The sequence below is a fragment of the Vitreoscilla massiliensis genome (genome assembly GCF_001457815.1).
Classification (GTDB): domain Bacteria; phylum Pseudomonadota; class Gammaproteobacteria; order Burkholderiales; family Neisseriaceae; genus Vitreoscilla; species Vitreoscilla massiliensis.
This window is the reverse complement of record NZ_LN898219.1, coordinates 29359-43919: the sequence shown is the minus strand read 5'-3', so window position 1 is coordinate 43919 and position 14561 is coordinate 29359. Positions and strand designations below refer to the sequence as shown.

The 14561-nt window shown below is 50.6% G+C and carries 17 protein-coding genes; 10 read left to right on the top strand and 7 right to left on the bottom strand.

Annotated elements, in window-relative coordinates; all coding sequences use genetic code 11:
* Positions 1-71: 71 nt before the first annotated feature.
* Positions 72-2459, bottom strand: a complete 2388-nt coding sequence (gene ppsA, locus BN3003_RS05685; protein WP_058355700.1) for a phosphoenolpyruvate synthase — start codon at positions 2457-2459, stop codon at positions 72-74.
* 618 nt (positions 2460-3077) lie between these two features.
* Here ppsA and ppsR point away from each other — a divergent pair.
* From ppsR to BN3003_RS05655, 6 genes are all read left to right on the top strand, one after another.
* The gene (ppsR, locus tag BN3003_RS05680; RefSeq protein WP_058356253.1) at positions 3078-3905 is read left to right on the top strand and encodes a posphoenolpyruvate synthetase regulatory kinase/phosphorylase PpsR; all 828 of its coding nucleotides are present in this window, start codon (positions 3078-3080) and stop codon (positions 3903-3905) included.
* Between the two features lie 32 nt (positions 3906-3937).
* The gene (locus BN3003_RS05675; RefSeq protein WP_058355699.1) at positions 3938-4660 is read left to right on the top strand and encodes a UDP-2,3-diacylglucosamine diphosphatase; all 723 of its coding nucleotides are present in this window, start codon (positions 3938-3940) and stop codon (positions 4658-4660) included.
* A gap of 178 nt (positions 4661-4838) precedes the next feature.
* Positions 4839-5234, top strand: coding sequence for a hypothetical protein (locus tag BN3003_RS05670; RefSeq protein WP_058355698.1), 396 nt, complete (start codon positions 4839-4841; stop codon positions 5232-5234).
* 8 nt (positions 5235-5242) lie between these two features.
* Positions 5243-5626, top strand: coding sequence for a hypothetical protein (locus BN3003_RS05665; protein WP_147645356.1), 384 nt, complete (start codon positions 5243-5245; stop codon positions 5624-5626).
* 95 nt (positions 5627-5721) lie between these two features.
* A complete protein-coding gene (locus tag BN3003_RS05660; RefSeq protein WP_058355696.1) occupies positions 5722-6084 on the top strand; it encodes a hypothetical protein in 363 nt (120 codons plus the stop codon).
* 144 nt (positions 6085-6228) lie between these two features.
* Positions 6229-6621, top strand: a complete 393-nt coding sequence (locus BN3003_RS05655) for a hypothetical protein (protein WP_058355695.1) — start codon at positions 6229-6231, stop codon at positions 6619-6621.
* A gap of 60 nt (positions 6622-6681) precedes the next feature.
* Here BN3003_RS05655 and BN3003_RS05650 read toward each other — a convergent pair whose 3' ends face one another.
* The 5 genes from BN3003_RS05650 to eno all read right to left on the bottom strand — a co-directional run bounded on the left by BN3003_RS05650 (position 6682) and on the right by eno (position 10236).
* Complete coding sequence (locus BN3003_RS05650) at positions 6682-7200, bottom strand: DinB family protein (RefSeq protein ID WP_199822557.1); 519 nt, start codon at positions 7198-7200, stop codon at positions 6682-6684.
* A gap of 88 nt (positions 7201-7288) precedes the next feature.
* Entirely contained in the window at positions 7289-7660 is a 372-nt protein-coding gene (locus BN3003_RS05645) for a SpoIIAA family protein (RefSeq protein ID WP_058355693.1), read from the bottom strand.
* Positions 7661-7686: 26 nt separating this feature from the next.
* Positions 7687-8514, bottom strand: a complete 828-nt coding sequence (locus BN3003_RS05640) for a DMT family transporter (protein WP_058356252.1) — start codon at positions 8512-8514, stop codon at positions 7687-7689.
* A gap of 112 nt (positions 8515-8626) precedes the next feature.
* A complete protein-coding gene (locus BN3003_RS05635) occupies positions 8627-8935 on the bottom strand; it encodes a septum formation initiator family protein (protein WP_058355692.1) in 309 nt (102 codons plus the stop codon).
* A 14-nt stretch (positions 8936-8949) separates the two neighbouring features.
* Positions 8950-10236 (bottom strand): phosphopyruvate hydratase, encoded by a 1287-nt coding sequence (gene eno, locus BN3003_RS05630; protein WP_058355691.1) that lies wholly within the window; start codon positions 10234-10236, stop codon positions 8950-8952.
* Between the two features lie 265 nt (positions 10237-10501).
* Here eno and BN3003_RS05625 point away from each other — a divergent pair, with 265 nt between their 5' ends.
* From BN3003_RS05625 to BN3003_RS05615, 3 genes are all read left to right on the top strand, one after another.
* Positions 10502-11092, top strand: coding sequence for a L,D-transpeptidase family protein (locus tag BN3003_RS05625; protein WP_058355690.1), 591 nt, complete (start codon positions 10502-10504; stop codon positions 11090-11092).
* Between the two features lie 21 nt (positions 11093-11113).
* Entirely contained in the window at positions 11114-11737 is a 624-nt protein-coding gene (locus tag BN3003_RS05620) for a hypothetical protein (protein ID WP_058355689.1), read from the top strand.
* A 164-nt stretch (positions 11738-11901) separates the two neighbouring features.
* Positions 11902-12222, top strand: a complete 321-nt coding sequence (locus tag BN3003_RS05615; RefSeq protein ID WP_058355688.1) for a hypothetical protein — start codon at positions 11902-11904, stop codon at positions 12220-12222.
* Positions 12223-12454: 232 nt separating this feature from the next.
* Here BN3003_RS05615 and BN3003_RS05610 read toward each other — a convergent pair whose 3' ends face one another.
* On the bottom strand, positions 12455-12862 hold the full coding sequence (locus BN3003_RS05610) for a hypothetical protein (protein WP_058355687.1): 408 nt from the start codon (positions 12860-12862) through the stop codon (positions 12455-12457).
* Positions 12863-13058: 196 nt separating this feature from the next.
* Here BN3003_RS05610 and BN3003_RS05605 point away from each other — a divergent pair, with 196 nt between their 5' ends.
* Positions 13059-14408: an AmpG family muropeptide MFS transporter gene (locus BN3003_RS05605; RefSeq protein WP_058355686.1), complete on the top strand. Its 1350-nt coding sequence runs from the start codon at positions 13059-13061 to the stop codon at positions 14406-14408.
* Positions 14409-14561: the final 153 nt, after the last annotated feature.

Below are 14561 nucleotides of genomic sequence, written 5' to 3'. Positions count from 1 at the left end.
CTTAATAATTTCTTGTAAAAAAGCGGCCTGTAAACTGATTTACAGGCCGCTTTTGATGCTTTATTCAAGCATTATTTTTTCAATTCTTTTGCCAAGTACAACCAAGTTTCAATCACGGTGTCTGGGTTCAAAGAAATGGTTTCGATGCCTTGTTCTACCAACCATTTGGCCAAATCTGGGTGGTCTGATGGGCCTTGGCCACAGATGCCCACGTATTTGTTCAATTTGCGGCAAGCGTTAATCGCCAAGCTCAACATCACTTTAACGGCAGGGTCGCGTTCGTCGAAAGTAGAGGCGATAGGGCCACCGCTGTCACGGTCCACACCCAAGGTCAATTGGGTCATGTCGTTAGAACCAATCGAGAAGCCGTCGAAGAATTGCAAGAATTGTTCAGCCAACACTGCATTGGTCGGCAATTCACACATCATGATCAAACGCAAGCCGTTTTTGCCGCGTTCCAAACCATTTTCACGCAACAAGTTCACCACAGCTTCGGCTTCGCGCAAGGTACGCACGAATGGAATCATGATTTCGACATTAGTAAAGCCCATGTCATCGCGCACGCGTTTCAAGGCTTCACATTCCATTGCGAAACAGTCTTTGAATTCAGGTGACACGTAACGAGCGGCACCACGGAAGCCCAACATTGGGTTTTCTTCGTGTGGTTCGTAAATGCTGCCACCAATCAAGTTAGCGTATTCGTTTGATTTGAAGTCTGAGGTGCGCACTATGACTTTTTTAGGGTACATGGCGGCGGCCAAAGTCGCTACACCTTCGGCAATCTTGTCAACGTAGAAATCACGTGGAGAAGCGTAACCGGTGATGCGGTCTTTGATGGTTTTTTGCAAATCAGCGTCTTGTTCGTTCAATTCCAACAAGGCACGTGGATGGATACCGATTTGGCGGTTGATGATGAATTCCATGCGCGCCAAGCCGATGCCTTCGTTAGGCAATGAAGCAAAGCCAAATGCCAATTCAGGGTTACCGACGTTCATCATGATTTTGGCAGGGGCTTCTGGCATAGAATCCAATTGCAAGTCAATCACTTCCACTTCCAATTTGCCATCGTATACCAAGCCGGTGTCGCCTTCGGCACAAGATACGGTTACGTATTGGCCTTCTTTCAAGATGTCGGTCGCGTCACCACAACCCACTACGGCTGGAATGCCCAATTCGCGCGCGATGATCGCTGCGTGGCAAGTACGGCCACCGCGGTTGGTCACAATCGCAGAAGCGCGTTTCATTACCGGTTCCCAATCTGGGTCGGTCATGTCGGTAACCAATACGTCGCCTGCTTTAACAGTGTCCATTTCAGACGCATCTTTGATCAAGCGCACTTGGCCTTGACCCACTTTTTGACCAATGGCACGGCCTTCAACCAACACAGCACCTTTTTCATTGATGCGGTAGCGGCGCAAGGTATCTTGACGGCCTTCTTGTGATTTCACGGTTTCAGGACGCGCTTGCAAGATGTAGATTTTGCCATCGATGCCATCACGGCCCCATTCGATGTCCATCGCGCGACCGTAATGCTCTTCAATCGTCAATGCGTATTTGGCCAATTCTTGGATTTCTTCTTGAGAAATCGAGAATTCGCGGCGCATTTCTTCAGGCACGTCTTCGATTTTCACTGATTTACCGGCAGAAGCGTCTTCAGTGAACACCATTTTGATCAGTTTAGAACCCATCACTTTGCGCAATACTGCCGGACGGCCTTCGCGCAAATTGTTTTTGTGTACGTAGAATTCGTCAGGATTCACCGCGCCTTGAACGACCATTTCGCCCAAACCGTAAGATGAAGTCACGAACACCACTTGGTCGAAACCCGATTCGGTGTCGATGGTGAACATCACACCAGAAGCACCCGAATCAGAACGCACCATGCGTTGTACACCAGCAGACAAAGCCACGTCAGCGTGAGCAAAGCCTTTGTGTACGCGGTAAGAGATGGCGCGGTCATTGTACAAAGAGGCGAACACGTGGTGCATCGCTTCTTTTACATTGGCCAAGCCTTTAATGTTCAAGAAGGTTTCTTGTTGACCGGCAAAAGAGGCATCTGGCAAGTCTTCTGCGGTAGCAGAAGAGCGCACAGCCACTGAAATTTCTTCAGTGCCAGAGTCGGCAACCATTTTTTCCCATGCAGTTTGAATGTCAGCATCCAATTCAGCTGGAAACGGAGTGTCCATCACCCATTGACGGATGTTTTTGCCGCACTCTGCCAAAGCGTTGACATCGTCAACATCCAAAGCATCCAAAGCCGCATTGATGCGGTCATTCAAGCCTTCGTGGGCGATGAATTTGCGGAAAGCGTCAGCCGTAGTTGCAAAACCACCAGGTACGCGTACGCCTTTTGAAGCCAATTGGCTGATCATTTCACCTAATGAAGCATTTTTACCGCCGACCTGCTCCACGTCAGTGTTGCGTAGATTTTCGAACCAGATTACGTTATTACCGGACATAATATGTTGTTTCCAAATACATTGATAAAAGAATGTTGATGCGACATCAAAACTGTGCAAAAAATCCCATATATTTTAGCCGCAACGACTGCCATGTGTCAGCTTTATTGCTGCTGTGCAGCACGATAATGACACAGTTCGCAACACTTATGATAAATATTTAACAATCTTAAAATTTAAAACAGTGATTATTCACATATTCAAAATTAAATTCCAAAATTAACACAATTTAAAATTTTTGTATTGGCGCAACTGGCGTGATTGTTTGTGCGCAAACACCGAGCAATCATACTGATTCCATTCAAATTTGCCGGCATCCCGATTTGAAGTCACTGATAAGCAAGCGCATGCGGCCTGTAAGCAGGGTTTACAGGCCGCTATGACCGATGGCGATTGTTTGCCGTCATTGTGGTGCTAACAATCACTGCATCTGCCTTGTCAGACTTGCATGGGCATGGATAGCGCCGCGCACAAGACGTTTACCCATACAACACGGCAAATGATAAGAAATGATGGTGCCTCGCACGCTGACCCAGACGCCGCCACAGCGCGGGATTCGACACAGGCAAGCGCATGAGCTTGTGCTATCATGCGCGTAATCAGTGAATGGATTTCAACATGAGTCAAATACGCTACGCTTTTATCGTTTCCGACCGTACCGGCATTACCTCAGAAAGCATGGGGCAAGCGCTGCTCAACCAATTCAGCCACATTGAATTTCGCCGCAGCATGCACCCGTTCATCGACACGGTAGAAAAAGCCGAGAAAATGGTCGCCATCATCAATCAGGCGGCGGAAGAATCGGCGGTGCGCCCGCTCATCTTCTCCAGCATCGTCAACGATGAAGTGCGTGAGGTGATACACCAAAGCAATGGCTTGCATTTGGACTTTTTTGATGCGTTTATTGGCATCTTGGAAGAAGAATTGCAAACCGAGGCCACCAACATCGTTGGCAACATCCACGGCATCACCGATGAAGAAAAATACCATGCGCGCATGGAAGCGGTGAATTTCAGCCTCACCCACGACGATGGCTCTACCGACAAAGACATGCGCAAAGCCGATGTGATTTTGGTCGGCGTGTCGCGCTCAGGCAAAACCCCGACTTGTTTGTATTTGGCCTTGCAATACGGCATCCGCGCCGCCAACTACCCGCTCACCCCCGATGATTTGGAATTGGGCAGCTCCGACTTGCCGCGCATGCTCAAACCGTACAAGCAAAAAATCTTTGGCCTCACCATAGACCCAGAGCGCTTGCACCACATTCGCGAACAACGCCGCCCCAATTCCAAATACGCCAGTATCGAAAACTGTCGCTCAGAAGTGCGCGAGGCCGAATCGCTGTACCGCCAACACGGCATTCCGTTTTTAAGCACCACCCACAAATCGGTGGAAGAATTGGCCGCCAATATCTTGTTGGAAACCGGCATCAAGCGCCGTTCTTAAGCCTTTAACCTTTTACAGGCCGCTTGTTACCTATGCGCACCTTGCTGATTGCCGATTTGCATCTGTCTGCCCAACACCCTCGCCTGACGCGAGGGTTTTTGGATTTGCTCGCCGCCCATCAAGACGAGCCCACGCAGTTGTACATCTTGGGCGATTGGTTCAATGTGTGGCTGGACGACCGCGACAGCAGCGCTTGGTTAGAGCCGATTGTGGCGGCGCTGCAAGCGTTTACCGCCGCTGGTAACCGCGTCGCCTTTATGGCCGGCAACCGCGATTTTGTGTTGGGTCAGACTTTTTTAAACCGCTTCGGCGGCGTGTATCTGACTGAACCACACTTGATGACATGGCAAGGCTTGCGCCTGCGCTTGGAACACGGCGACAGCTTGTGCAGCGACGATGTGTCTTACCAACGCTTTAAAAAAATCATCCGCAATCCGCTGCTATTGGGCATCTTGAAAAGCCTGCCGTTTGCCTTCAAGCAAAAACTGGGCAAGTTCTTTCGCAGCAAAAGCCGTGAGCGCCAGCGAAGCGAGGCTTACCAACCGATAGACGTGAACATGGACGAGGTGCGGCGGCAAATGCACGGCGTCGATGTGCTCATCCACGGCCACACCCACAGACCCGAAATCCAAGCCATTTCCGCCAGCCAAACCCGCATCGTGCTGGGCGATTGGCGCGAACACGACGGCACGGCGCAAATCCTGTATTTGGATGACCCGCAGCATTTTCAATTGCACACTTGGCGCTTCTTCTGAGCACCACACACATCTGAATCTCAGCTTTAAGCGGCCTGTAAACCTGCATCAGGCTTTACAGGCCGCTTGTCATACCTCTCCCACTTAAAAGCACTGACTTGAAAACGCAGTGGTTTTACCGCAAGATGTGTTGCCAGAAGTATTGATTGCCCCATCCCTCGCCCACAGGAGTGCGTCCATGACCAAGCTTTCTTCATTCGCCGTATTCGCCTTGCTCGCCCTCATCGGCCAAGCGTATGCACAAGACGATGACCATCTCGGCGCGACATGGACGGCCAAACAAAGCCAATATGCCGATTTTGAGGCCAATTTCACCGCCATCATGGATGCCATGACGCCAGAGATGGCGCGTTTCAAACAAACCGCCAGCCCAGCAGACGCTTACCATTTGTGCGTGCACGCGCGCCAATTTCGCGACATTTTAAACCACAACATCCAACACAGCGCCGCCTTTAACCAACGCCATTCGCCACCGTCTTACCAAGATTTGCAACATTATTGGCGCAGCGCCGTCGACAGCAGCCGCAACAATTGCGCCGCAGCAGCCCAAGCGGTCTCAGCCCCATGGCCATAAAGCGCCGTATGGTGCGCTCACATGCTCTCACAGCCTTGTTCACACTGCTATTGGGTGTGAGCAATCTTGCCCATGCCGACGATGACCAAGGCACAGACATCATCGCCTACCCAAGCTATGCCGAATTCAAACAACATTACCAAATGGAATTAGACGCTTGGTACAACAGCTCGGAGCAAATAGCGCAAGCACCGACGGTGTTAAACCGCCATTGGCAATGTGTGCATGTGCAAGCGATGGTCAAAACCCTGTCGCAGCATCCGTTTTATGCGCAGGAGTTTCAACAAGACATGGGCGCCGACATGGCCACGACTTTGGCGCTATGGCAGCGCACCGAAACGACCATGCACGCCGAATGTGCACGCGTAAAACAGCAATTTGATGCGCTCTGATACGCCACTGGCATTTAAACTGCTAGCTAATACATGCCTCCAGCTCGCGCTGAGGTGTGTTACACACCAACCCCTTGCCCATAAGAAGGCCGCACATGAACCGTTTACTGATACTCAGCCTCTTGCTCGTCAGCAGCAATGTGGCCTTGGCACAAAACCTCAAAGCCGAGCGCAACACGACGTATGCGCAATTTACCGAACAATACAACCGCAGTTTGGACGGTTTTGAAGCCGCCATTAAGCAGGCCAAAGCCGATCCCTCCGACCGCAATACCTTGCAACTGTGCGCACAAGGGCGTTTGGTGGTGGAGGTGATGCAGAAAAACCGCGCCTTTAAAAACGAATTTGAACAAGACAGCGGGCGCAGTTTCGATGCGGCTTTCCAGCATTGGCAGCAATTGGCCGAAAACAACCGCGCCGACTGCGCCATCATCCAAAAGCGCAGCGCTGCCAATTAAGCAGCTGTACGCAAGCGCAGGCTGTTTACAGGCCGCGCTAAGCCCGTTAAGGTGTCGCAGCCGTCGCGGTCTTATCTTGTCGTGCCCAACGCACGCGCCCGCACCGCGACCCTCTACGTTTTGATCCAACCCACTGGAGTGTTCATGCGCAAAATTTTATTGACCGTATTACTGGCTTGCAGCGCCCTCGCCCATGCCGACGATGCCAGCAGCGACGAGCGCGGCGCCGTACAAGCCTCGTATGACGATTTTCAAGCCAATTACAATTCGCTGTTGTTCAGCCTCAATGCCCACATCGCCGCCATGGAAAGCGACAGTGCTGATGTGTACGAAGGCCATCAAATGTGTGTCGATGGCAACCAATTGGCCAACTTATTCCAAAACAATCCACGCTTTGCCGCCGACTTTGACAAGACTTACGCGCCGGATGTCACGTTTGCTGACAGCCTGAAAACCTGGCGTGAAACCGCCCAAGCCAGCAAAAGCGAATGTGCCAAACTCAAACAAATGTATGACAAATTGGATTTGAGTCTGTGAGGGTTTAAACCACACAAAAGCGGCCTGTAAACATTTACAGGCCGCTTTTATATGAATGATTTATATCTTTGCAGATTGTTGCTGCAACATATACACCAAATCCAATTCTGGGCACGGATAGCCCAATGCTGTTAAACCCGCCGTAATTTGGCCGCGATGATGGGTCGCGTGATTAAAAACATGCAGCAAAGTCGCCGCATAAGGCAAACGAAAAGGTACTCCGGCACTCGACACATATTCTAAATGACTGGGTAATGCGGCATCGCTGGGCAAACCCGCCACAAATGTTTGCCACTGCAACGCACTTTGTTGCAATTGCAGACACAATAACTGGCGGTCGGTTTCAACAATCTGATTCAAAGCCATGCGTGGTGAGGCCTGCTCAGCAAAACGTGGGTACCACAACCGTGCTTCGCCTACCAACATGTGATTCAAAGTGCCAAAAATACTGGTGAAAAACAGCCCCACGTCCGCATGCAAATCGGCATCACTCACCTGATGCAAAGCCGACAACAATGTGTTGTGTGCCCACACATGGTAATCGGCCATGCACACCAAAGCCTCTCGTCCCATCATCATTCCTTGTTGTTCTGGATTGCAAATTCAAACATACCAAAGCGGCCTGTAAACAGTTACAGGCCGCTTGTTACATCTTTCTCAATCAGCATCACAAATCTTCGATTTGCTTCTCAGGTTCGGACAACAGCCATTTTTGCGCTTCTTCGGCGGTTTTGAAGTATTTGGCGTGTTGCATGGACAGCAAGTTGGACAGACGCGCGCCCAGCTCTATCCACCAATCGTTGACGACGATGGCAATCAAACCGAATTCGCCGATGTGTTGGCGGGTAAAGCGGATTTGTTCCCACGCCATGTCTATGGTGAAATCGCGCATCAGCGATAAGTCCAGCAGCAAATCGGGTTGCTCATGCTCTTGCAACACATCGATGACACTTTGCTCGAGCAATTTGAAATCTTCGACGGTAAACTCGTTGAACAAAGCCACGTTCAAACCATAGGATTGTTGTCTGATGGATATCATTGCTTCCTCCTTTTTCGTCTAAAGATTTATTTTTTCAGCGGTAATATGCTGCCCAGTATACCACTGAGTACGATGACGGCGATGCCCGTCAGCTCTTGCACATGCAAAATTTCACCAAACCACCACACGCCCAATAAGGTGGAAAACACCACCGTCAGATACGAAAACGAGGCCACCACAAATTTGCGTCCGACCTTATAAGCGCGGGTCATGCTCATTTGTGCGACCAAAGCAGTGAGACCAACACCGCCCAAAATCAACACGTCTTGCAACGAACGCGGCGCGTGCCAACCTTGAAAACTGATGATGACAGCGCTGATGACCGATGCCACCACCGAGAAATACAACACCACCCGCCATTCGGCTTCGCCCAATAAGGCCAATTCACGCACTTGCAAATACGCCCAGCCCGCAAACACGCCAGCGCTTAAGCCGACCAAGCCAGCGACAAATTGGTCACCACCCAAGCTGGGACGCAACAAAATCATCACACCGATAAACCCCAATACCAACACCGCCATGGTACGGCGGCTGATGCGCTCTTTTAACAGGAAAAACGACAATACCGCCAAGAAGATGGGCGAGGTGTAATTCAGCGTGACCGCGGTCGCTAAAGGCAAGCGCGTTAAGGCATAGAAAAACGCCAAAATGCCCAAAGTACCAGCGATGCCGCGCGAAATGTGCTGCTTCAAATGCGGCGATTTCAGCGTTTCCCCACGCATCAGCGCCAAGCCAGCCAACACCACCACCGAGAAGATGGTGCGGTAAAACACCATTTCTTCAGAACTGTAATGGTCGGCGCCCAACTTGACCAAAGCCCCCATGATGGCAAAAAACACTGCCGCAATTATCATCCAGCCAGAACCCAAGCGCTGTATCACAAGCCTTCCTTTTTATGTTTGATGTTAAGCCCACATACAAAAACAGCTTTCAGGCGGCCTGAAAGCTGTTTTAACGGAATCACACTCATTCTTCAGTAACAGGTGCAATGGCTTCGGTGGTGATTTTGGGCACGATGCGGTAAAAGGTTTCGCCCTCGCCCACATAACCCAATTCATACCTTGCCAATTCACCGATGGCATCGCCACCGCTGTGTAAGTCGCCCAATTCGGCTTTCAAGGCACTGTTGCGTTGGCTGGCGTCTTCATTGCTGGCCAATTGCTTTTGCAAACGCTCTTTCAAATCGCCTTGATGAAACCAACCTTCGTCACCCACCCACAAGTGAAAGTGCACGTATGCCAATGCGCCCAATAATACCAGTGTGACCCACTTCATTTTGCTTCAGCCGTTTATTTTGCCAATTGATAGAAAGCAGCTTTACCAGGGTAGTAAGCAGCTGCACCCAATTCTTCTTCAATGCGCAACAATTGGTTGTATTTGGACATGCGATCAGAACGTGACAAAGAGCCGGTTTTGATTTGCATACAATTGGTCGCTACTGCCAAGTCAGCAATGGTGTTGTCTTCGGTTTCACCAGAGCGATGGCTCATTACTGAAGTGTAACGGTTGCGTTTGGCCAAGTCGACTGCTTTTAAGGTTTCGGTCAAAGTACCGATTTGGTTCACTTTTACCAACAAAGAATTGGCCAAGCCTTGTTCTATGCCTTCGGCCAAAATGGCTGTATTGGTCACAAACAAATCGTCGCCGACCAATTGGATTTTGTCGCCCAATTTATCGGTCAAGATTTTCCAACCGGCCCAGTCGTGTTCGCTCATGCCGTCTTCGATAGAAACGATAGGGTATTGGTCAGCCAAGTTGGCCAAGTAAGCGGCAAACTGTTCGCTGGTCAATTCCAAACCTTCGGCAGACAAATGGTATTTGCCATCTTTGTAGAATTCGCTCGAAGCGCAATCCAAAGCCAACACCACATCGTCACCTGCGGTGTAACCAGCAGCATCAATCGCTTCCAAAATCAATTTGATTGCGTCTTCATGGCTGGCCAAGTTAGGCGCGAAACCACCTTCATCGCCCACTGTGGTTGAATAACCGTGGCTGTCGCACAATTTTTTCAAGTGATGGAAGATTTCCGCGCCACAACGCAAGGCTTCACGGAAGGTTTCCGCGCCCACAGGCATGATCATGAATTCTTGGATGTCCAAGCTATTGTTGGCATGCGCGCCGCCATTGATGACGTTCATCATCGGTACTGGCATGGCCATAGGGCCAGCGCCACCGATGTAGCGGTACAAAGGCAAGCCTGCATCTTCAGCCGCAGCACGCGCTACCGCCATAGACACGGCCAACATCGCATTCGCGCCCAAACGGCCTTTGTTGTCGGTACCGTCCAAGTCCAACATCACTTGGTCGATGTAAGCCTGTTCTGACGCATCCAAACCGATCAAGGCTTGCGCGATTTCGCCATTGACATTGTCAACCGCTTGCAACACGCCTTTGCCCAAGTAACGGCTTTTATCGCCATCACGCATTTCCAACGCTTCTTTTTCACCGGTTGAAGCACCAGATGGTACGGCAGCACGGCCCATCACACCTGATTCCAATAACACATCACATTCAACGGTTGGATTACCACGTGAGTCCAAGATTTCACGCGCGAAAATATCGATAATGGCAGACATTGCGTCAATACTCCTGCTAAGTATTTGAGGGTAAGAAAGTCGGCGCGCTCAATCCAAGCGGCCTGTAAAGATTCGGGCGCCATTTTAACAGAGATTCGACATCGAAACGACGCAAATCGGCGTTATTTAACCAAATATCACCCTCACACCATGTGTTTAGCCAGAGCCAACAGCACGGAATTCACACAAGCTTCATGCCGCTTTCATCCATAGCCGCAGCAGCCTGATTACACTGGTCATGTATTCCATTCACAAGGAAGCGCTCATGAGCACACCCATTACCAAGCGCTGCATCACCATCGCCTTGCTGGCTCTGATACTCATCGCCGCCGCATGGGCATGGCAACGCTATCAGTCTTTATTACCCAGCCGCACCGCCAGCAAAACCGCGCCACAAAGCGTGAACTGGCAGCAAGTGCGCATCGATGAAGTGCACGTGTACAAAAGCCAACGCCAAGTGCGTGTTTTGCAAAACGGCCAAGTCATCAAGACTTATGCCATGCGTTTGGGTTTCACGCCGCTGGGCCACAAAACCACCGAAGGCGACGGCAAAACCCCAGAAGGCCGCTACAACATAGACTGGCGCAATCCCAACAGCCAGTTTTACAAATCGCTGCACATCTCCTACCCCAATGCCGCCGACAAAGCGCAAGCACAGGCGCGCGGCGTCAGCGCCGGTGGCGACATCATGATTCACGGCTCCAGCAACTTGCCGCAAGGCCAGCCCAAGCAAGCGCTGTACGACTATTTGCCCCGCAACGATTGGACACACGGCTGCATCTCCGTCAGCAACCAAGACATGGATGAATTGTGGCGCAATGTGAAAAACGGCACCAAGATAGAGATTTATCCTTAAACACCCACAAAGGAGTCAGCTATGACAGGCTTCATTGTCAAAATCTTACTGATACTAACGGCATTGCTGCTGACCATAGTGGGCATGCTTTACTTTATCGCCTCCAGCGGCAACCGCAAAACCTTCTGCCTGCGTTTGTGCGTGTTGCTGTGTTTGGGAGGACTGGCTCACTTAGCATGGCAAGCTTATGCGCGCCATTACGCGCGCTCCCTTGTGCCCTCTGCCTTACACACCACTGCGTTTGAATACAATTATGAAGATTTTCAGGGCATAGGTGGGCCAGGTGACAACGAACAAATTTTGCGCGTGTTTGGCTTAGAAACAGAACAAGCCCAACACCTCTCACAGCAAGGTTTGCCTTATCTGAATGCCTTAGACAAGCGCCTTACTTGGCAAGCCACCCCGTGGCCCGATGCGGCCAAGTTTTATCGCAGCAAGACTGATAAAACTCAAATTCCCATCACTTCTTTAATCAACAGCTATGATGCAGGCACCGATGAATATCGGGTGGAATTAGATGCAGAACAAGCACGTGTGGCCCAGCGGATTTTGTACAGCCCAGGCAGTTATTACACCTATTCCCGCCAAACCTTATTGGTTCTCAGCCCTCAAGAACAAAAGCTGCTGTACATTGTGTTTCGTTGAAGCCATCACGAAGTTAGGATAGGTGTTGATACCGAACAAGCGGCCTGTAAACAGTTTGCAACATGCGCCACTTCTTCTGCAAAAATAAACAAGCAAATACTTCAATAGCCATGTTAAGCTCACGCCATCACACTTACTGCTTGGGCAGTGCGAAAGGATGCAGCATGAAAACCACCCAAATGTTGTTATTGGCAGGCTTAATGGGCTTGTCTTTCTCCGCCAGCCAAGCCGCTTCGTGCACGCGCATGGGCGACACCACTTATTGTGACGACGACTATGGCAACACGCGTGTGGTCGGTGGCTATGGCGATACCGTTTACATCGAAGAAGACGGCCCATCCGGTCGCCGCACTTTGAATGCCAGCCGCTATGGCGACACGCTGCAAGTCGACGAAACCGACGGCTCCAATACCTATTCCACCACTTACGGCAGTTACGGCGACACCGATTACCGTGACGATGGCGATGATGTGCCTTTGTGGTAAGCCACTCTTGCATTGCAAAGTATTTACAGGCCGCTTATCGCGGCCTGTTTGTTTGATACGCAATCACAAGCCGCTTCTCAAACCATCGCAACACTCTCGCCTTAACAATCCCCCATGACGGTGCAACACAGCTCGCAGCTTTCAAATAGACTCCCAAAAATGTTTACAGGCCGCTTGCAGTCAATACAAGCGGCCTGTAAGCCAGTTAAAAAATTCAAATCCGCAGCAACACTCAATACACATACAAACTGAAATCATAAGCTGCCAATTGCGCTGGCGTAATCAAACCGCGTTCGCACAGCATTTCTGCCGTCCATTGCCAATTCAAATAACGGCCATCAACCAGTTTCGCCCCCAACATGGTGTCGTCAATGATGAGTTGGCCATAGGCTTTGGGCGACGCCGTCCAAGTCTTTTGCTCAGGATGGCTTTGAATGCCATACAGCGGAATCCGATTTTCCTCAAACCATGCCAAGGCAAAATCCAAATAATTGATGGGCGAGCGCATGGTGAACAAAATCAGTTGGTGCCCATTCGCCACCAAATCATGCAATACTTGCTGCGCGCCAATGTCATCGCCCACATACGGGTATTCATGCGCCACACACGTGCCATCAAAATCCAATAAGATTGTCGTCATCTTCGCCTTTCGCTTGGCAAACAGGGTTTGCCACAGTGTTTTTATCCCCATGGGACTACCTTAGCACATCAATACCTGTACCACTACCGCGCGCGCATGCGGCGCTGCTGTTCTCAGTTTGAACATGTTACACTCTAGCCCTGTTCAAAATGGCAGCGTTTTACAGGCCGCCTAATACACATTTACAGAAGGCATTATGAGCACTTATGATCCTGCTTTTCGTCCACCCAACAAATGGCGCAAAGCCCTCTCTTTATTAAAAAACCGCACTTTTGTGGTGATGTTATTGCTCGGTTTTGGCAGCGGCTTGCCATTTATGCTGGTCGGCAACACCATGGGCTTTTGGTTGCGCGAACAAGGCACAGACTTAACCACCATCGGTTTCGTGTCGTGGGTAGGCTTTGCTTATTCGATGAAGTTCTTGTGGTCACCGATAGTTGACCGCGTCAAATTGCCGTTTCTCAACCCGCGCTTGGGTCACCGCCGCAGTTGGTTGATGTTGTCGCAAGTGTTGATTGCGGCGTCGCTGTTGCTAATGGGTTTGGTCACACCGAATCAATTGCCTTTGTTCATAGGCTGCGCCTTGGTCGCTGCGTTTGCCTCGGCCACACAAGACATCGTCGTGGATGCTTGGCGCATTGAATCGTCCGAACAAAGCGAACAACTGGCCTTGCTCAGCTCGGCTTACCAACTCGGTTATCGCGCCGCCTTGCTCATCACCGATGCCTTAATCCTCATCGTCGCCGCCGGCATAGGCTGGCAATTGTCGTATGAATTGATGGCAGTGTTAATGGTGGTAGCGATTGTGGCGACCTTGATGGCGAAAGAGCCATTGACCCAAACCAAAGAACAGGCAACGGATGCGCCCAAATCTTTGTTAAGCCCACAAGGCTTATTCGATGCCATCGTTGGCCCGTTTTTGCAATTCTTCAAGACCCATGGCAAATGGGCTTTGGTGATGTTGCTCGCCATCAGTTTGTACCGTCTGCCCGACTTTGTGATGGGACCTATGAATAACCCATTTTATGTGGATTTGGGCATCAGCAAGGAAGTGGTCGGTGCGGTGCGTGGCTCGGCGGGTTTGATTGCCGGTGTGGTTGGCATTGCATTTGCAGGCTTGTTTGCGGTGCGTTTTGGCTTTAAATCCACCTTGATTCTGGGCGCCATCTTGGGTCCCGGTTCCAATTTGGCCTTTGCTTGGTTGGCGCACGTCGGTGCCGATACCACCGCGTTTACCATCGCCATGGTCATAGACAATTTCGCCACCGGTTTTGCCGGTACCGCCTTGGTCGGCTATATGTCCAGCCTCACCTCGCTTGGCTATACCGCCACCCAATACGCGTTGCTGAGCTCGTTTTATGCCTTATTGGGCAAATTCCTCAAAGGTTTCTCAGGCTATTGGGTAGACCATTTAAAACTGAGCTATCCCGTCTTGGAAGCCTATGCCTGGTTTTTCGTCGGCACGGCTGTGATTGGTGTGCCCGCAGTGGTCTTGTGCTTGCTACTCACCCAGCAAAAAAGCAAGGCCAACACCGAATCAGCATAGACATAACACCCATAAAAAGCGGCCTGTAACACGATTACAGGCCGCTTGTTTATGTCCATCAAAGTTGCGCCATCAATGGCATGGATTGCCCATTGATTATCAACAAATCCTGCAAGTCTCAATCATGTCACTCTCCCTACCCACACACATGCC